17 protein-coding genes are annotated in these 16,666 nt (G+C 58.8%); 9 read left to right on the plus strand and 8 right to left on the minus strand.

The window, feature by feature from the left end; genetic code table 11:
* Positions 1-13 precede the first annotated feature (13 nt).
* Complete coding sequence (locus tag CFB17_RS05420) at positions 14-544, plus strand: CC0125/CC1285 family lipoprotein (protein WP_207761947.1); 531 nt, start codon at positions 14-16, stop codon at positions 542-544.
* Positions 545-671: 127 nt separating this feature from the next.
* Positions 672-2,891, plus strand: coding sequence for an amylo-alpha-1,6-glucosidase (locus CFB17_RS05425; RefSeq protein WP_088560387.1), 2,220 nt, complete (start codon positions 672-674; stop codon positions 2,889-2,891).
* A gap of 12 nt (positions 2,892-2,903) precedes the next feature.
* Here the strand turns inward: CFB17_RS05425 and CFB17_RS05430 are convergent, their stop codons facing one another.
* On the minus strand, positions 2,904-4,214 hold the full coding sequence (locus CFB17_RS05430; RefSeq protein WP_088560388.1) for an Nramp family divalent metal transporter: 1,311 nt from the start codon (positions 4,212-4,214) through the stop codon (positions 2,904-2,906).
* A gap of 395 nt (positions 4,215-4,609) precedes the next feature.
* Positions 4,610-5,143 (minus strand): queuosine precursor transporter, encoded by a 534-nt coding sequence (locus tag CFB17_RS05435; RefSeq protein ID WP_088560389.1) that lies wholly within the window; start codon positions 5,141-5,143, stop codon positions 4,610-4,612.
* A gap of 169 nt (positions 5,144-5,312) precedes the next feature.
* Here CFB17_RS05435 and CFB17_RS05440 point away from each other — a divergent pair, with 169 nt between their 5' ends.
* The 4 genes from CFB17_RS05440 (at position 5,313) to CFB17_RS05455 (ending at position 9,530) form a co-directional block, all read left to right on the plus strand.
* Positions 5,313-6,350: an ABC transporter ATP-binding protein gene (locus CFB17_RS05440; RefSeq protein ID WP_407642385.1), complete on the plus strand. Its 1,038-nt coding sequence runs from the start codon at positions 5,313-5,315 to the stop codon at positions 6,348-6,350.
* A 52-nt stretch (positions 6,351-6,402) separates the two neighbouring features.
* Positions 6,403-7,701 carry an ABC transporter substrate-binding protein gene (locus CFB17_RS05445; RefSeq protein ID WP_088560390.1) on the plus strand — a complete coding sequence of 433 codons (1,299 nt, stop codon included), beginning with the start codon at positions 6,403-6,405 and terminating at the stop codon, positions 7,699-7,701.
* A gap of 64 nt (positions 7,702-7,765) precedes the next feature.
* Positions 7,766-8,698 (plus strand): ABC transporter permease, encoded by a 933-nt coding sequence (locus CFB17_RS05450; protein WP_243389747.1) that lies wholly within the window; start codon positions 7,766-7,768, stop codon positions 8,696-8,698.
* Between the two features lie 4 nt (positions 8,699-8,702).
* Entirely contained in the window at positions 8,703-9,530 is an 828-nt protein-coding gene (locus tag CFB17_RS05455) for an ABC transporter permease (RefSeq protein WP_088560392.1), read from the plus strand.
* Positions 9,531-9,550: 20 nt separating this feature from the next.
* Here the strand turns inward: CFB17_RS05455 and CFB17_RS05460 are convergent, their stop codons facing one another.
* From CFB17_RS05460 to CFB17_RS05475, 4 genes are all read right to left on the minus strand, one after another.
* The gene (locus tag CFB17_RS05460) at positions 9,551-10,681 is read right to left on the minus strand and encodes an acyltransferase family protein (RefSeq protein ID WP_165769441.1); all 1,131 of its coding nucleotides are present in this window, start codon (positions 10,679-10,681) and stop codon (positions 9,551-9,553) included.
* A 136-nt stretch (positions 10,682-10,817) separates the two neighbouring features.
* Positions 10,818-11,498 carry a Smr/MutS family protein gene (locus tag CFB17_RS19915; protein WP_088560394.1) on the minus strand — a complete coding sequence of 227 codons (681 nt, stop codon included), beginning with the start codon at positions 11,496-11,498 and terminating at the stop codon, positions 10,818-10,820.
* The gene (gene mltA, locus CFB17_RS05470) at positions 11,423-12,640 is read right to left on the minus strand and encodes a murein transglycosylase A (protein ID WP_088560395.1); all 1,218 of its coding nucleotides are present in this window, start codon (positions 12,638-12,640) and stop codon (positions 11,423-11,425) included. The genes CFB17_RS19915 and mltA overlap by 76 nt, the downstream gene beginning before the upstream one ends.
* A gap of 12 nt (positions 12,641-12,652) precedes the next feature.
* Positions 12,653-13,285, minus strand: coding sequence for a Tim44/TimA family putative adaptor protein (locus CFB17_RS05475; protein ID WP_165769443.1), 633 nt, complete (start codon positions 13,283-13,285; stop codon positions 12,653-12,655).
* Between the two features lie 193 nt (positions 13,286-13,478).
* On the opposite strand from CFB17_RS05475, the gene CFB17_RS05480 reads away from it, so the two are divergent.
* Both CFB17_RS05480 and secB read left to right on the plus strand, forming a co-directional pair.
* Positions 13,479-14,024, plus strand: a complete 546-nt coding sequence (locus CFB17_RS05480) for a histidine phosphatase family protein (RefSeq protein ID WP_088560397.1) — start codon at positions 13,479-13,481, stop codon at positions 14,022-14,024.
* A gap of 21 nt (positions 14,025-14,045) precedes the next feature.
* Positions 14,046-14,546, plus strand: coding sequence for a protein-export chaperone SecB (secB, locus tag CFB17_RS05485; protein ID WP_407642380.1), 501 nt, complete (start codon positions 14,046-14,048; stop codon positions 14,544-14,546).
* 2 nt (positions 14,547-14,548) lie between these two features.
* Here the strand turns inward: secB and CFB17_RS05490 are convergent, their stop codons facing one another.
* The gene (locus CFB17_RS05490; RefSeq protein ID WP_165769444.1) at positions 14,549-15,166 is read right to left on the minus strand and encodes an LOG family protein; all 618 of its coding nucleotides are present in this window, start codon (positions 15,164-15,166) and stop codon (positions 14,549-14,551) included.
* Complete coding sequence (locus CFB17_RS05495) at positions 15,163-16,047, minus strand: branched-chain amino acid aminotransferase (protein WP_088560399.1); 885 nt, start codon at positions 16,045-16,047, stop codon at positions 15,163-15,165. The genes CFB17_RS05490 and CFB17_RS05495 overlap by 4 nt, the downstream gene beginning before the upstream one ends.
* A 127-nt stretch (positions 16,048-16,174) precedes the next feature.
* Here CFB17_RS05495 and CFB17_RS05500 point away from each other — a divergent pair, with 127 nt between their 5' ends.
* Positions 16,175-16,663, plus strand: coding sequence for a MarR family winged helix-turn-helix transcriptional regulator (locus CFB17_RS05500; RefSeq protein ID WP_088560400.1), 489 nt, complete (start codon positions 16,175-16,177; stop codon positions 16,661-16,663).
* Positions 16,664-16,666: the final 3 nt, after the last annotated feature.

Here is a 16,666-nt window from a genome sequence, read left to right on the forward strand (position 1 = left end):
AGGATGGTGGCTGATGTCGTTGTCGCGGTGGATGCCATCGATCGTGGCCGTGTCGTTCCTGGCTGCATGCACGCATCCGACTCCTTATCAGGCGGCCACGCAGGGCGAGGGGTACGCCGAGCGCGAGCTTGAGACGGGACGCTACAGGATCAGCTTCGCCGGCAACGCTCAGACGCCTAAGGAACGCGTGGAGAACTATCTTCTCTATCGAGCGGCAGAATTGACGCTACAGAGCGGGAATGACTGGTTCGAGATGGGCGAACGCGAGACCACGCCCTCAACCATCTATCAGACCCTCAATGATGGTTTTCCCGGTGGCTACTATGGCGCTTATCCCTACAGAGGCCCATTCGTCGGCCCGGAGTTCACAACGTCGACAACCCGTCCAATCACGAGCTATACGGCGTATGCGACCATCCTAGTCCGCAAAGGCGCGAAACCGGCGGACGATATCAACGCCTACGACGCCCGCGACGTCGAGCGTCGACTTGGGACATCAATCATGCGCGATGGCGCTGATCAAGACCGACCACCCGCATCGTGACGAGCAGCTATCGGCCCGCTCGTCACGGACGTGATCGGAAAAAGCCGTTCTTCGCCACTAGCGCATAAACAGCGTTCGCCCTAGACGGGATTTGAACGCGACCTTCTCCACTATCTGGCCGGACGGGATGAACATGGTTGTTCAAGACGTCAACGAGGAGTTAGGCAGCAACACGCCGGCCTTCTTTATCGCCGCGACGTCGTCGTTGCAGGAACGCAGGCCTCGAACGCTGAAGCACGGTGACTGTTTCGCACTCTTCGATGCCAACGGCGACGTTTTCGCCGGCCCCACGACGCCGGAAGGCCTGTTCTTTGGCGACACTCGCCATTTGTCGCGCTGGCAGCTCACGGTCGGAGGGTTTCGCCCGCTCCTCCTGAGTTCCACAGCGCGTGACGATAACGCCTCGCTCGCGGTCGACCTCACGAGTGCCGACCTCTTCGACGGCGACGTCCTCGTCTTGCCGAAGGACACGCTGCATATCTCGCGTACTATCTTCCTATATGATGGCGCCTATCACGAGCGGTTGGCGATTCGCAATTTCGGTGATCGCGACGCGCAATTCGAGTTGTCGGTCCGTTACGGCTCGGATTTCGCCGATCTCTTCGAGATCCGTGGTGCGGTGCGACCCAGGCGCGGAGAGATCACGAGCGCCGTCGACGGCGATCGAGCCGCCCTCTTTGGCTATTTGGGCGTCGATGGCGTGAGGCGTACCACGCGCATCGAGTTCGACCAGATACCGGCCCATTTATCGGCCGATCACGCTACATTTCAGATGGCGGTGAAATCGCATGGGCAGATCAGCCTATTCACTCGCATCAAGCTTGATGGCGGTCAGCGGATAGCGCGTGAAGAAATTGCCCGGCAGACGTCTTGGAGCAATCGGACATTCTTCGACGTCATCCGCGACGCGCGCCGGGAGTTGCGTACCGCGACGGCCCGGATTGCCACAATCCGGACCTCGAACGACCTTTTCAATGAATTGCTATGTCGGTCGACGGCCGACATTTACATGCTGCTGACCCAAACGAGCGTCGGCCCTTACCCCTACGCCGGCGTTCCCTGGTTCTCGACCGTATTTGGGCGCGACGGGCTAATAGCCGCCATGGAGACGTTGAGCATCGATCCACAGATCGCCTGCGGTGTACTGCGTTTTCTCGCCCGGGAACAGGCGACCAGCTTCGATCTCGAGGCTGATGCCGAGCCAGGCAAGATCCTGCACGAGCTTCGTGATGGTGAGATGGCGCGATTAGGAGAGGTACCCTTCCGCCGCTATTATGGGTCGATCGACAGCACGCCACTCTTCGTCGTCCTCGCCGGCATGTATTACCAGCGAACGGGCGATCTCCTCACCATTCGCCAGATCTGGCCGAACATTGAGGCCGCCCTCACGTGGATGGATGAGCAGGGCGATCGGGATGGTGATGGCTTCGTCGAATACGGCCGACGCAACGACAAAGGCCTTGTCAACCAGGGGTGGAAAGATTCCTATGACTCGGTCTTTGACCGCGACGGCAACCTCGCGGAAGGGCCGATCGCGCTGATCGAGGTGCAAGCCTACGTGTTTGCTGCCAAGCATGCGGCTTCCGCCCTTGCTCAAGCACTCGGCTTCGACGCGCAGTCAGCCCGCCTCAAGCACGAAGCCAGCCATCTGGCCGAGCGAGTAAACGCGGCCTTCTGGCTTGAGGAAACAGGCTGCTATGCGATGGCCCTCGACGGCGAGAAGCGGCCACTGCCCGCTATCTCTTCCAACGCAGGGCACGCACTTTTTGCCGGACTGGCAACGCCGGAGCGGGCCCGCAGAGTGGCCGAGCGACTCCTTAGTCCGTCAATGTTCTCCGGATGGGGCGTCCGCACGATCGCGCAGGGCGAACCCCGCTTCAACCCGATGAGCTACCACAACGGCTCGATCTGGCCGCACGACAATGCGCTCATCGCCCTGGGCTTTTCTCGATATGGGCTGAGGCGCGAAGCGATGAGCGTTCTCACGGCGATCTTCGAAGCGTCTATCTACGTGGATCAACGCCGGCTGCCGGAACTGTTCTGCGGCTTCCATCGGCAGGCACGGCGCGGGCCCGTAGCCTATCCGGTTGCCTGTGCCCCGCAGGCCTGGGCTGCGGCAGCGCCCTTTGCCTTGCTCGAGGCATGTCTCGGCTTGCAATTCGATCCAGAGCGGCGTGTCATTCGCCTGATCCGCCCCCAACTCCCAAGTTTCCTGAACGAAGTTAAGATCAGCAACCTGACGCTAGGCGATGCCAGCGTCGATCTTCTGCTGCGCCGGCACGACGAGGAGGTAACCGTCTCCCTCCTCAAGCGGCAGGGCGAAATCGACGTCCGCGTAACGCTCTAGCACCGGCACCGCTCATGCGAAGGAAAAATCGAACAGGAGCTTGATGTTGATCGCGATGACGATCGCGGCCGAAGCCCAGCCCAAAGTCAACATCCACGCCGGCGCTCGAAAATTGCGCATGACGTGGCGTGAGCCGACGAAAAGGAGGAGCGGGACCACGGCAAAGGGCAATTGCAGCGACAAGACGACCTGCGAGAAAACCAGCAGGTCCGCAGTACCCCGCTCCCCCCAAAGCCACGTGACTATTACGGCCGGAACGATAGCGATCAATCTTGTCACCAAGCGTCGAAGCCACGGTGCCACCTTGAAATTCAAGAAGCCTTCCATGACGATCTGGCCTGCTAGCGTGGCCGTCACCGTCGAGCTGATGCCGGAGGCCAAAAGAGCAACTCCAAAGAGAATCGAGGCAATGCCGACGCCCAGGACGGGCGCTAGAAGCAGATAGGCGTCCTGGATCTCAGCGATGTCGGTTCGGTCAATCGCATGGAAAGCTGCGGCGGCCAGAACGAGAATGGCCGAATTGATCAACAATGCCAGGATCAACGCAGCCGTTGAATCGATCGTCGCGAAACGGATCGTCTCCCGCACAGCCGCATCCCCATCCCCTAGCCTGCGCCAGCGCACGATCGCGGCATGCAGATAGAGATTATGCGGCATTACCGTAGCACCGACGATGCCTATCGCCAGATAGAGCATTTCAGGCTGCCGCACGATTGCCGCTGTCGGGAGATAACCTGCAAGGAGGCTGCCCCAGTCCGGATCGGATAGGGCTATTTCGATCGCGAAGCAGGCGGTGATCAACGAGATGAGGGCAATGACGAAGGCTTCGAGCACTCTGACGCCTTTGTTTTGCAGCCAGAGTATCAGGAGCGCATCCAGCGCTGTGAGTAGAACGCCCATAAGCAGCGGGATTCGAAACAGCAACTGGAGTGCAACCGCCGTACCAATCAACTCGGCCAGATCCGTTGCGATGATGGCAATTTCGGCAAGCGCCCAAAGCGCCAAGTTGATCGGACGCGGGCAATGACGGCGGCAGAGCTGCGCAAGATCGGCGTCGGCAACGATGCCAAGCCTTGCGGCCAGTGCCTGTAGCAGCATGGCCATGAGGCTAGACACGAGCGCCGCAGAGAGAAGTTGATAACCAAATGCAGAGCCGCCGGCCAATGCCGTCGCCCAGTTTCCGGGATCCATATACCCTACGGCGACGAGAAAACCCGGACCGATAAAGCCCAGCAACCGATGAAAGAATGAGGCGTTCTGCCGGAGCCTGACGCTAGGCTGTGCGCCCCCTTCTCTGTTCGCCATCCGCTCCAATATGTCCATAAACGCCTCAGCAAGGTTTGCTTCGACTAACATTTAATGTTTGGGCAAATTTGTCCAGGGCGGATCTGGAAGGATTCTATTATTTGGTCCCTTTGTGCCACTCAAATCACGCAGCATAGACGATTGGTCGTCCGTTGCAGCGCGTTATTGAACATGCCGGCTACGGACAGGACTTCGCCCGTCCTCAACGAAATATCTTCGAGCGTCAGGATCGAGACGAGGACGTTTCAAACGAACATGGAAAGAGCGGCGAGAAGAGGCATATGGGATGACGATGGCAAGCGGGAAACGTTAGATGCATCCAGCCCTGGATGAGGGTCGGAGAACTGGTGACCGTAAACAACCAATAGATCTGCGGCCACTGCTGGTCCGCTAACTAACAGGTCGGCGTCGACTCAATTAACAGCCGCCGCACGTCCCTGCATCGCAAGACCCAATACGACACGAAACGGCGCCAGGAAAATGATAGCGAGAAGGAGCTTGACGGAGAGATCGCCCAAGGCAAGGGAAAGCAAGGGAATCCCCGTACCGGCGAAGGCGATGCTCCAGAAAAGAATGGTATCCATGATGGAGCCGCTGATTGAACTCATAAGCGGCGCACGCCACCATGAGCCTCTGCGCAGACGCTGAAACACGAAAATGTCGAAAAGCTGGCCTACCAAGAACGCAGTGCCGGAAGCCAGCGCTATACGGGGCGTCGCCAGCCACCACGACAATGCTACCGCCAGTGAGAAGCCCACATAGACGCAATATCTGGCACGTTCCGGCCCCAGCAAACGAGTCGTCAAATCTGTGACGAGAAAACTCACCGGATAGGTCAAAGCCCCCCACGTCAACCAGTCATTAATGGGGTGCTGGACCAACCAATTCGACGACGTGACGATGACGATCATCGCCAGGATGGCGAGAGCGAAGGCGTGTCTGTTCATCCGCCGCTGCTAGTAAGGCCTGGACATTAGGTCAACCGGAAATTCGAAGATGCCTAACTCAACCGCGCGAATGCCGGCTACTGATTAAGTGTTAGGCAGCACGATTGAGCGATTGGCGTGATTATCAGCCAATTTCCATAGCACGCCTGCGCAAATTTCTGTGGCACGCCTGTTGCTCAAGAGCCGACAGATTGTCAGTAGCGGGGAGAAGCGGGTGGCGCGCGTGGAACTTGTCGGTCTCACTAAGCGCTATGGCCAAACGACAGCTGTCGATACTGTCAGCCTCGCCATTCCGGACGGCACCTATTGCTGCCTGCTCGGTCCCTCCGGTTGCGGCAAAACTTCCACGCTTCGCATGATCGCCGGTCACGAACGCATAAGCGCCGGAGATATTTTCATCGGCGACACCGTGGTCAATGACATGACGCCCGTGCAGCGCGGGACGGCCATGATGTTCCAGTCCTATGCACTGTTTCCTCATTTGAGCGTCACCGACAACGTCGCATTCAGCCTGCACATGAAGGGTGTGGACAAGTCGACGCGCCGGCGACGCGCGGCCGAGATGCTCGAGCGCGTCCACATGGAGCGCTATGCCGAGCGGCTTCCGGGCCAACTCTCCGGTGGTCAGCAGCAGCGCGTGGCCCTGGCACGCGCCCTCATCACCAATCCGAAGGTCCTCCTCCTCGACGAGCCTCTCTCCGCGCTGGATCCCTTTCTGCGGATCAAGGTTCGCGAGGAAATGAAGCGACTGCAAATGGAGCTTGGCATCGTCTTCATCCACGTCACTCACAGCCAGGACGAGGCACTTGCGCTGGCCGATCTGGCCGTAGTCATGAACGATGGCGTGGTGGCCCAGTCAGGAAGCGTCAGGCAGATCTTCAACGAACCCACCAACGCGTTTGTTGCAAGCTTCATTGGCGGGCACAACGTCATACCTGGCGATCTCATAGGCCGAGGCCGCGTCGATGTCGCCATTCGCGCCGACCATATCGACATAGGGCAGGCCGCTCCTGGCGAGACCTCCCTGCAGGGGACGGTGCGCATGGTCGAGTACCAGGGAACGAACGTTCACCTGCGCGTTCGGGGGCCCGCTGCCACCGACATCTTGGTGATCAAGAGCGAGGATGCGTTCGACAGGGATCCGGTCAATGTGGGCCAAGCCGTAACACTTCGATGGGTGGCTACCGCCGCGCGCGAGCTCCACTGACGCCGCATTTACGCAGTCAAGCAGATCGGCGACCAAAACAGGAACATTCGACATGAGCAACAGCATCGTGCGCACCCTTGTCCGTTCGGGCGGCTTGACGCGCCGCGACCTCATGCGCGGCAGCGCGCTGGTCGGCGCCGGCATTGCGGCCAGCAACTTTCCGGCACCCGCCGTTCATGCCCAGGAAGCAATCGTGCTCCGTTATGCGGGCACGGGCGTCAACGCCTTCAAGGAAATTTCCGACCAAGTAAAAAAAGACCTTGGCTTCGACGTCCAATACACGACGCTAAGCTCGGATGATGTCGTCAAGCGCGCCGTGACCCAGGCCAGCAGTTTCGACCTGCTCGACTCCGAGTACTGGATGCTGGCCAAGATCGTCCCTTCCGGGAATCTGCTCGGCATCGACGTCAAGAAGATCAAGTACTACGACCAGATTGTTCCAATCTTCACTAAGGGCACGCTACCGGACGGCAGCAAGGTCTCCCGTGAGGGGACGGCACCGATCAAGGTCGCTTACATGACCGGCGAGAAGAGCAAAGCGTTTGCTCCTGATCCCAGTCAGTTCATGACGCTCATTCCCACGGTCTACAATGCAGACACGCTGGGAATCAGGCCGGACCTGATCAAGCATCCCGTCGACAGCTGGGCTGAACTACTCAACCCGGAATTTAAAGGACGCGCTTCCATCCTGAACATTCCCTCGATCGGCATCATGGATGCGGCCATGGCATGCGAAGCCAGGGGCTCCATCAAGTATGCCGACAAGGGCAACATGACCAAGGCGGAAATCGACCAGACGATCGCAGCTCTCATCGAGGCAAAGAAAAGCGGACAATTCCGCGCGCTATGGAAGGATTTCAACGAGTCTGTCAATCTCATGGCTTCTGGCGAGGTCGTCATCCAGTCCATGTGGTCGCCGGCCGTTACAAAGGTCCGCCAGATGGGGATCGCTTGCCGGTTCCAGCCACTTAAAGAAGGCTATCGTGCCTGGGCATCGGGCCTTGGCATTCCCAGTCATCTGACGGGTCGCAAGCTCGATGCGGCCTATGAATTCATCAACTGGTACCTGTCGGGCTGGGCCGGCGCCTTTCTCAATCGACAGGGCTATTACACGGCCGTCCTCAATACCGCCAAGACGCAGATGACACCCGATGAGTGGGGCTACTGGATGGAGGGTAAGCCCGCCACCCAGCCGATCAAGAGCCCGACAGGTGAAGTCATTGCCAACCCGGGAGAGACCCGCGATGGGGGCTCGTTCCTGGACCGAATGGGCAAGATTGCCTGCTGGAACGCCGTGATGGACGAGGATCGCTACATGGTCCGCAAATGGAACGAGTTCGTCGCCGCGTGACCGGGTTACAATACACAGGGCCCCTCAAAGGGGCCCACTTTTCCAGCTCGAGGAGGCCACGCCCGTGATCACACCTGCTAGTGCCGTGGTCTCCGCCGAACAAAAGTTGGCATCGACCAAAGAAGACGATAGCGGCCGCGACCCGAACGCGCCCAGTTGGCGGACCCTTCTTCTTGTCACGCCACTGACACTCGTCTTTCTAGCATTCTTCGTTGTTCCTATCCTGCTCGTGATCGCCGTCAGCTTTTTTAATTACGAAAGCTATCAGATCCTGATTCCGGCGTTCACGTTACAAAACTATATCGATGTATTTACCGAGTCGACCACCTGGGACACCTATCTCGCAACGTTCCAATTCTGCCTCATCGTGTGGGTGATCACTTTCGTTCTCGGCTTCGCGCTTGCCTATTTCATGGCCTTTTATATTCGGTCGGTGACGTGGCAGATGGTCATGTTCCTTATCTGCACCATCCCCTTTTGGACCTCCAACGTCATTCGTATGATCTCCTGGATCCCGCTTCTTGGCAGGAATGGGATCGTCAATTCACTGCTCTTGAATCTGGGCGTGGTGCGGCAGCCGCAAGAGTGGCTGCTCTATTCCAGCTTCTCGGTGATATTAGGCTTCATCCATCTCTATACGATGTTCATGATCGTGCCGATTTTCAACTCGATGGTGCGCATCGACAAAGCATTGATTGAAGCCGCCACCGACGCGGGTGCCAGCCAATGGCAAACGATCCGCCATGTCATCCTGCCACTTTGCAAGCCCGGGATCGCGATCGGATCGATCTTCGTCATCACTATCGTCATGGGCGATTTCGTCACGGTGACGGTTCTGGGCGGCGGCCAAGTGGCGAGTGTCGGTAAGTCGATCTGGACGGACCTCTCCTACCTGCAGTTTCCGCCAGCCGCGGCCAATGCCATGGTTCTCCTGGCCATCGTGATCTTGATGATCGTCGGATTGACGCGAATCATCGATATTCGCAAGGAACTCTAGGTCCATGCTGCGAGAGAATCACCCACGCAGTTTCTGGGCGCTCCTGCTGCTCTTCGTGGTCTTCGTGCTGTTTCTTTATGGCCCGACCATCACCATCACGATTCTTTCATTTCAAGGCCCGGAGGGCGGGCTAACGTTCCCAATGCGCGGATTTGGAACTTCCTGGTTCACGCAGGTTTTCCAAGCGCAATCTGTCGGTGATATCGGCGGGAGCTTTGAACGCTCGCTAATCCTGGGGGCGATCGTCTGCCTTACAACCGTTATCATTGCCTTTATGGCAGGCTTGGCCTTCAGGCTCCGGTTCAAAGGGAGCAGCATTCTTTTCTACATCGTCATTGCCAGCCTGATCATGCCGTCGATCGTGATCTCACTGGGAATCGGTTCACTCTTCGAACTCCTGGGGATCGAACGCAACTGGTTTAGCTCCGGCATCGGCGCCCATCTCACCTGGACCCTGCCCTTCGGCCTTCTGGTTATGCTGGCGGTATTCAATCGCTTCGACCGTCGGCTCGAGGAGGCCGGCCGAGACCTCGGTGCGAGCAGATTTCAAGTCGTCATGCATGTGATTCTGCCCGTCGTCGCCCCGGCCCTAGTCGGCGTAGGCCTGTTTGGCTTCACACTTTCCTATGATGAACTGGCGCGAAGTTCACAGGCCATGGGTGCGCTCAACACCTTGCCGCTCGAACTCCAAGCCATGCAGACCAATGCCACGACGCCGGTCATCTATGCGCTTGGCACACTGACGACAGCGGTGTCCCTCGTCGTCATCGCCGTTTCGCTCTCCCTCGTCCTGCTCCTTCGGGCCCGTCGCGCTCGTCGCTCGTCCATCTAGGGGGCAGCTCGGAGCCGCGCTTAAATGGCCCGAGCTCGATCTCGAAACCAGTCTCGCGCCGGCACCTCGATCCAAAGGAAGGTCAGCCTCGAAAGGGCGATAACGATCGCCAGCATCAATGGATAGAAGAGGTCCCCCATCCAACGCTCCGTCCCGAACAGGATGTCGCCCGACGGATAGCTCATCAGCGGTACGGGCGAGAGTGGGTCGATGACATAGACCGCAACCCAAATCATCGATTTTTGGACGACGAAGTGCATCATGTAGATGGAATAGGACCAAGCCCCCAAGGCGATGATCGGCGAGCTTTTGAGCAGCCAGGAGACGATGCCGGCCTCGGCTGAGAAGACGAGCACGGCAGCGGCGAAGAGGAACGGGGCTCCGAATGAAGCAAAGCTCGTTCCGTCGCGAGCGACGAAGACCATGATGATCGTCAGCAAAAGGATCTCGATGGCGCTTGAGAGGACGACATGCGCCCGCATCTCGACCAATGTGTCCCCGAGAAGTTGCTTAAGGTCGAAAATGAACAGCCCAATGACGAAGCCCACCATACATCGTATTGCGCCATAGTCTCCCGTAGCGTTCATGTAATTCGGCGAGCGAGCCATAAGGAAAACGAGGGCGGCCACCGCTAACGCCGCGAGAGCCGGCTTGGCGAAACGGCCGGAAAATGCTGCCAGAGCCGCAAAAGCACTACTTACCCAAAACTCCGCGCTGATACTCCAACTGGGTTCGTTCCAGGTCAGGTGGTCGAAGATGCCAAAGCTCTGCATCATCGCGATATTCACCATCGCTTCCCAGAACGTGCGCCCTTCGCCGAGTAAGGAGGAGCCGATCCCGCCCACATTTCCAATGCCCCATAAGGCGCAATCGGCGAACACGATCATTGCCAAGGTGGCAAAGTGGAGCGGAGCGATCCTACCGAAGCGTTTGAGCATAAACCTGGCAAAATCGCGTCCATCAGAAAGTTTGCGGCCATAGGCCGCTGCTATCACGAAGCCGCTAAGCACGAAAAAATAATCGACGAACAAAAAGCTGTTGCGAATGATCGGCCAGCCAAAGATGTGGCTGACTGCCGGGAAATGATGGGCTGCAACCAGAATGGCGCAAATGCCCCGCCAGCCATCCAAAGCTACATAGTGCCCGCTCACCGCCTGAGTTTCAGCTCGTGAGACAGACTGTTCGAAACCGATCGCTCTGCTCAGAATACCGATGATGACCTTCCTGCCGTCCTGGCCCTAGTTCTGCGTCACGCCCGTTGGATAGGCAGAAGAAAAACTGACGATCCTAGGTTGCGTTCCCTTCGCCATCCCGTCGGCGACGTAACATCACGTAGATCGCACCGTCGCCACCATGCCTCAGACTGGCAGGGCTCGTCGCCAGGACAAGAGGCGCTATCGGCGGTTCATCGAGCCATCGGGGCGTCAGCGATCGAAGGACGCCCCCCGTCCGCAGGCCGACACCGGTAATCACGAGCACGCAGCGCGCACCGAGCGAGCTCTGGCGCTGGATGAACTCAGTCAGAGCGGCATGTGCCCGCGCCTGGGTCATGCCATGCAAATCCAAACGGGCAGCGATCGGAAACTGGCCACGCTGCAATTTTTGTCGCGTACGTCGATCAAGAGTGATTGGAACGGCCCGCATCCGGGACTTCATCTTTGCCGGCGGGACTATAACGTGACCATTCGAATCGCTTGACTTGCTCCCTTCCACGCCGGGGGCAGTATTGTCATCCCCGCTGGGGAATGAACGTGAACCCGCGGTCTTCGATTTCATCTCGATAGGCTCGACATCCGCCATGACCCGATGCCAAAGCTCGATTTCGCTCACACTCACGGCTCGGCTCGAGACGCGGGGCACGGATATATCTAACGAAGATGAGCGGCGACGGCTCAAGAGGCCGACGACGCGGTAAGGTCGCCTCCCGATATTGGCGCGGGCAATCCTTTCGGCAGCAACAAATACCATTGCCCGGCCTCCTTCATCTGGCCAGCAATGTAGGCAGCGGCGGCACCGGAGCCCCAAAAGACGTCGCCGCGTACAGCGCCATGAATGGCGCCTCCGGTGTCCTGCGCAATCATCAATCGCTGCAACGGCCGTCGTCCTTCCGGGAAGGGGGCCATTGTGTCGATCCAGACCGGCATGCCATACGGTACCTCTTCGCGATCGACCGCCAACGAACGACCCGGCGTCAGGGGAACGCCCTGTGCGCCGAGTGGGCCCAGAGTGTCGTCAACCCGACCGAGTTCGCGGAAAAACACATACGACGGGTTCTTCGCCATCAAGGCATCCGCTTGATCCGGATGCTGATGCAACCAGTCGCGAATGCTCTGCATGGAGACCTGCTCACTTGTCAGCGCCCCCATCGCCACGAGATCTCTGCCGATGGCGCGATAAGGTCTGCCGTTTTGCGCCGCATAGCCCACACGGATCCTCGTTTCATCGGGCAGTCTGATCTGGCCAGATCCTTGAATCGCCATGAAGAAGGCATCTGTCGGATCATCAACCCAGACCAATTCCCGTGCCCGGCCCTGAAGCGATCCTTTAATGATCGCGGCGCGGTCGTCGTAAGGCACGAGCCGGCTGTCCTGGACCCGTCCCCAAAGCTGTCGTCCTCGCAGATCGTCGCTGAAATCGCCAAGCGAAACACTAATCAGGTCACTCGGCTTCTCATAAAGGGGAGTAGCGTAGCGCTGATCGGGCTGGCGGGCACCATTGAGAAGAGGTTCATAATAACCGGTAAACAGGCCCTCGGCCTGGGCAGGCTTCACTTTATACGCATCGAAACCAGTCTCGAAAAATCGCTTGGGATTCTCACTAGCGGCGGTTGTCAGCGACGCGGCGCAAACCTTGTTCCAAGCGCCTGACAGGGAACCGGATTCATGGGGCGCCGCCGTCCCCTGCCCGCCCAAGCGCTTCATCATGACGCCGCACGAACGCTGGAACGCGCCCAACGCATCGCCTTGACGATCGGCATCCCAGCCGGGCAGCGACGTTACATTTACGGACTCATAGCTCACTACCGGCGGTGAGCTTTCGTCGCGGCCGCAACTGGCGGCGAGTAACAACAGTAGGATCAGGGACGCTCGAAGGGTTCGCCAACTCGTCATTGATGCGAATCTTCAAACGTGGGGCGAGCGAGTCTCGGCTAGCCGCCAATTTGGATCCGTCGAACGCGTGTCGCGCACGAAGGTCCAAACATCGATGACTGGCTCGTCAGCCGGCGGATGGACCTGATCGGTAGCGCCGGGGTCCGTCTGACGGCTGGTGAACTGCACGGTGACCCGTGCGAGCGACCCATCCAGCCGCATACCGACAATCTTGGCATCGTCGATCGACAACAAGGTCGCGCCGTGCGTTTCACCGACAGCCTCGCGGGCATCGATCGCCTGAGCAAAACTCTCAAGGACGTCACGCTCCACGAGGCCCTCAAGCGAAGCGCGATCTCCTCTGCCAAACGCATCCAGGATCAATCCGAAGGCCGCCCGTGCGCCATCCAGAAAGGCCGCGGGGTCGAATTGGGGGTCTGCCGCACGGAGCTCTTGAAGCCCCGGCAATCCGGATGCCCCAGTCTCATCGACTGGGTCAACCGTTGGCGCCACAGGCGATGTGCTCTTGCTCGAACCCAAGGCAGGGGGCATACGACGACGCTCATTGCCGGTCTTGCGACCAAGGACGCTCCGCAGCTTGAAGGCAATGAACGCCGCAAGCATGGCGAAGAGAATGATATCGATATATGCAAAGCTATTAGACATCATTCTCCACCACTGGATCGAGCGTCAAAGCCGCCATACAGCCCGTCCCGGCGGGAAGGCCTCGCTTAAAGTCCGGTGCCAACGTGGACATTGCGCATCCCAGCCGGCCCGGCGGCCATGCCTTGCGGCTCGCATATAAGCAACCGCAGAGGATAATAAAAGCCGCGCGCCACCGTTCCCTCGGAGCCAATTCATGCTTCTCATCCGTCATGCACAGTCGACTTGGAATCTGGTATTCGGTGCCAGCCGGATCGACGCAGCCCTGACCGACCCAGACCTGACGGAATCGGGTGGCATGGCTTGCACCGCCGCGGCAATGGACTTGAAGGACAAGGGATTGCGCAGGATCGTCTCCAGCCCCTACCAGCGCACCCTCAAGACGGCCTCGCATCTCGCCCAGATTCTCCACCTGCCCATCGAGGTCGACGTCTCGGTACGGGAGAGATGTGCCTTTTCCTGCGACCAAGGGACACCGAGATCGGTTCTTCAATCCTTGTGGCCGCAACTTGAGTTCGGCGAATTGGAAGAGCGGTGGTGGGGACGAACCATCGAAAGCAATCCGAGCCTCAAACGTCGCGCCCAAGCGTTTCTCGATAGAGCCGCGCGATGGGACGACCACGATCATGTTCTGGTCGTTACCCATTGGGGCTTCATCCGTTGCGTCACAGGGCTCGAAGTGGGAAACCTCGCCACAGCAAGCGTCGATCCGACCGTCTCAACCGTCGCCGCTCCCAACTGACGCTATCTTAAAGGTATCCCGATGAGCGAAATGCCGCAGCAAGGCGCCGCCGCCGATCAGCAGAACGCCCCACGTCTTGCCGTCCTCACGCAATATATCAAGGATTTGTCGTTCGAGAACCCGCGCGCGCCACAGACGCTGGTTCAGGGCCAATCGCGTCCCGAAATCCAGATCGCCGTCGACGTGAACGTGAAGCAGATCGGCCAGGAACAATACGAGGTCGTGCTCGATCTCAAGCTCAACGCAAAGTCCGGTGACACAACCGTCTTCGTCATGGAATTGAGCTATGGCTCGCTCTTCAACATCGCCAACATTCCCGACGAAACGATGCAGGCTATTTTGTTAATCGAGTGCCCGCGGCTCATTTTCCCCTTTGCGCGACGCATCGTAGCCGACGTCACCCGCGATGGCGGCTTGCCGCCCTTGATGCTCGAGCCGATCGATTTCGTGGCTTTGTACCGCAACAGGCTGGAGCAGATGCAGGGCCAGACCGCCGGCGAACCGCCGGTTGGCCACGCCTGAATTCAGGGCGCAGGCGCGGCCGGTTGGCCGGACGCGCCTTGTCGCAAGAGTGCGACGCAGGATTCGACATCGGAGGCGACCTGCCACAGTGATACGGCGTCCGGCGCAGCGAAATTCCGCCCGATCAGATCGTCAAAAGTTTGCAGCAGGCTCTGCCATATTCCGAGCGTATCCAAGATCATGATCGCACCTTCATGATAGCCCAACTGTTTGAGGGTGATGACCTCAAGCAGTTCATCCAATGTACCAAAGCCGCCAGCGATCGTTACAAAGGCATCCGCAGCCGCAATCATCTTCTGCTTGCGCTCGAACATCGTGTCGGTGACGATCAGGCTGTCGATCTCAGGTTTGCCGACTTCACGCTCGAGGAGGCGGCGAGGAATAATGCCGGTAACATGGCCACCCGCCCGGAGCGCGGCCTCAGCCACAACGCCCATCAAGCCAACGTTTCCGCCGCCGTAGACGAGCCCCCAGCCATGAGTGGCGATGGCGCGCCCTAGCTCGCGCGCCACATTTTCATAGGCAGGATCATTGCCGAACCGGGAGCCACAAAAGACGCCAACGCTGAACCGGTGCTCAGATGCAGCCCGATTGGCCAGGGCTCCAGCCTCCAGCGTCACTCTGCGGCCTGAACATCGGCATGAGTCCGCCGAGTTTCGGCCTGGTAGGCGTCCATCAAAAGACGCGTAATCGGACCGATGGGAAATGAAAGCTCATCGATCGCCCGAACCGGCGTCACTTCGGCCGCCGTGCCAGTGACGAAAATTTCCTGAGCGTCGCGCAATTCGTCCGGCTTGATGTGGCGCTCGACCACGTCAATGCCGTTACCCCGCGCCAGCTCGATGACGGTCTGACGCGTGATGCCATTCAAAAAACAGTCCGGGATCGGCGTATGCAGCTTGCCGTTCATTCCGAGAAACAGGTTGGCCCCGGTTGTTTCCGCTACATAGCCGCGATAGTCGAGCATCAAGGCGTCGCCAAAGCCCTTGGCTTCGGCGGCATGCTTGCTGATCGTGCAGATCATATAGAGACCCGCGGCTTTGGCATGCACGGGCGCTGTCGTCGGCGCTGGCCGATCGAAGGCTGCACGAGTGAGTTTCAGGTCGCTGTAATAGGCCCCCCACTCCCAACTGGCGATGGCGAGATTGATGCGTGCCTTGTCGGCCGACACGCCCATCTGCTCCGAACCCCGCCAAGCAATCGGCCGCACGTAGCAGTCAGGCACGCCATTCCGGGCCACCACGTCGCGCGTCGCAGTGTTGATCTCATCGAGCGTATAGGGAATTTCGAAGCCGAGAATCCTGCCGCTGTTGATCAGACGTTGGCTGTGTTCTGTAAGCTTGAAGATTTGCCCGCCATAGCAGCGCTCGCCCTCGAACACCGCCGAAGCATAATGCAGACCGTGCGAGAGCACGTGAAGCTTTGCGTCACGCCAGGGAATCAAGTCGCCGTTAAGCCAAATCCAACCGTCGCGATCATCATAGGGAACAAGCTGCGCCATGGCCAACCGGCCTCTTAAGACATTAAGTTGGTGTGAAAAAGACCATTGCGAGGGGTATCATTGCCCCTCATAAGTGTCAACGTAACTAGGAAAAGCGACGCACGATAGGTGGCGCCATCATGGGCCGATGACGATCGCGATGCATGCTCTTAACCCCTTGTTTTTGCGCGACGAAGAGATCGAGCGGCATCTCGAGTTGCTGTTGCTGGTCGAGCGCGAAATCTTGGAGCTTGGACGTGAAGCATGTGCCAAGCTCGGACTCTCTGAGTCCAGTTTTCGTGCCCTTTATTTGATCCAGCGCCATCCCCAGACGACGATGGCCGAACTCGGGACCGTGCTCTGCATCAAGAAGCAATCGCTCTCTCGACATCTCCAAGAATTGTGCGAAGCGGGTTATCTCGTGCAGGAAGCAGGCAGTGTCGATCGTCGAAAACGCTATCTTCAGGTAACAAAAGAGGGAGCCGACGCGCTGTCGCAGGTGGCCGATATTCATAAGCGAGCCTTAAAGCGGGCGTTCATGGCAGCAGGCCCCGATGCCGTGGCCGGCTTCGATCGCGTATTGAACGCCTTGATTAGCCAGCAGACCCGACGTTTCGTCGGCAACAGGGCCGCCTGAGGA

The organism is Arboricoccus pini (genome assembly GCF_900187945.1).
GTDB lineage: Bacteria > Pseudomonadota > Alphaproteobacteria > Geminicoccales > Geminicoccaceae > Arboricoccus > Arboricoccus pini.

What these genes read in the sequence shown, in the direction of transcription:
- CFB17_RS05420 (WP_207761947.1), top strand. Translation starts at nt 14, where the DNA reads ATGTCGTTGTCGCGGTGGATGCCATCGATCGTGGCCGTGTCGTTCCTG.
- CFB17_RS05425 (WP_088560387.1), top strand. Translation starts at nt 672, where the DNA reads ATGAACATGGTTGTTCAAGACGTCAACGAGGAGTTAGGCAGCAACACG.
- CFB17_RS05430 (WP_088560388.1), bottom strand. Translation starts at nt 4,214, where the DNA reads ATGGACATATTGGAGCGGATGGCGAACAGAGAAGGGGGCGCACAGCCT.
- CFB17_RS05435 (WP_088560389.1), bottom strand. Translation starts at nt 5,143, where the DNA reads ATGAACAGACACGCCTTCGCTCTCGCCATCCTGGCGATGATCGTCATC.
- CFB17_RS05445 (WP_088560390.1), top strand. Translation starts at nt 6,403, where the DNA reads ATGAGCAACAGCATCGTGCGCACCCTTGTCCGTTCGGGCGGCTTGACG.
- CFB17_RS05455 (WP_088560392.1), top strand. Translation starts at nt 8,703, where the DNA reads ATGCTGCGAGAGAATCACCCACGCAGTTTCTGGGCGCTCCTGCTGCTC.
- CFB17_RS19915 (WP_088560394.1), bottom strand. Translation starts at nt 11,498, where the DNA reads ATGGTATTTGTTGCTGCCGAAAGGATTGCCCGCGCCAATATCGGGAGG.
- mltA (WP_088560395.1), bottom strand. Translation starts at nt 12,640, where the DNA reads ATGACGAGTTGGCGAACCCTTCGAGCGTCCCTGATCCTACTGTTGTTA.
- CFB17_RS05475 (WP_165769443.1), bottom strand. Translation starts at nt 13,285, where the DNA reads ATGTCTAATAGCTTTGCATATATCGATATCATTCTCTTCGCCATGCTT.
- CFB17_RS05480 (WP_088560397.1), top strand. Translation starts at nt 13,479, where the DNA reads ATGCTTCTCATCCGTCATGCACAGTCGACTTGGAATCTGGTATTCGGT.
- secB (WP_407642380.1), top strand. Translation starts at nt 14,046, where the DNA reads ATGAGCGAAATGCCGCAGCAAGGCGCCGCCGCCGATCAGCAGAACGCC.
- CFB17_RS05495 (WP_088560399.1), bottom strand. Translation starts at nt 16,047, where the DNA reads ATGGCGCAGCTTGTTCCCTATGATGATCGCGACGGTTGGATTTGGCTT.
- CFB17_RS05500 (WP_088560400.1), top strand. Translation starts at nt 16,175, where the DNA reads ATGACGATCGCGATGCATGCTCTTAACCCCTTGTTTTTGCGCGACGAA.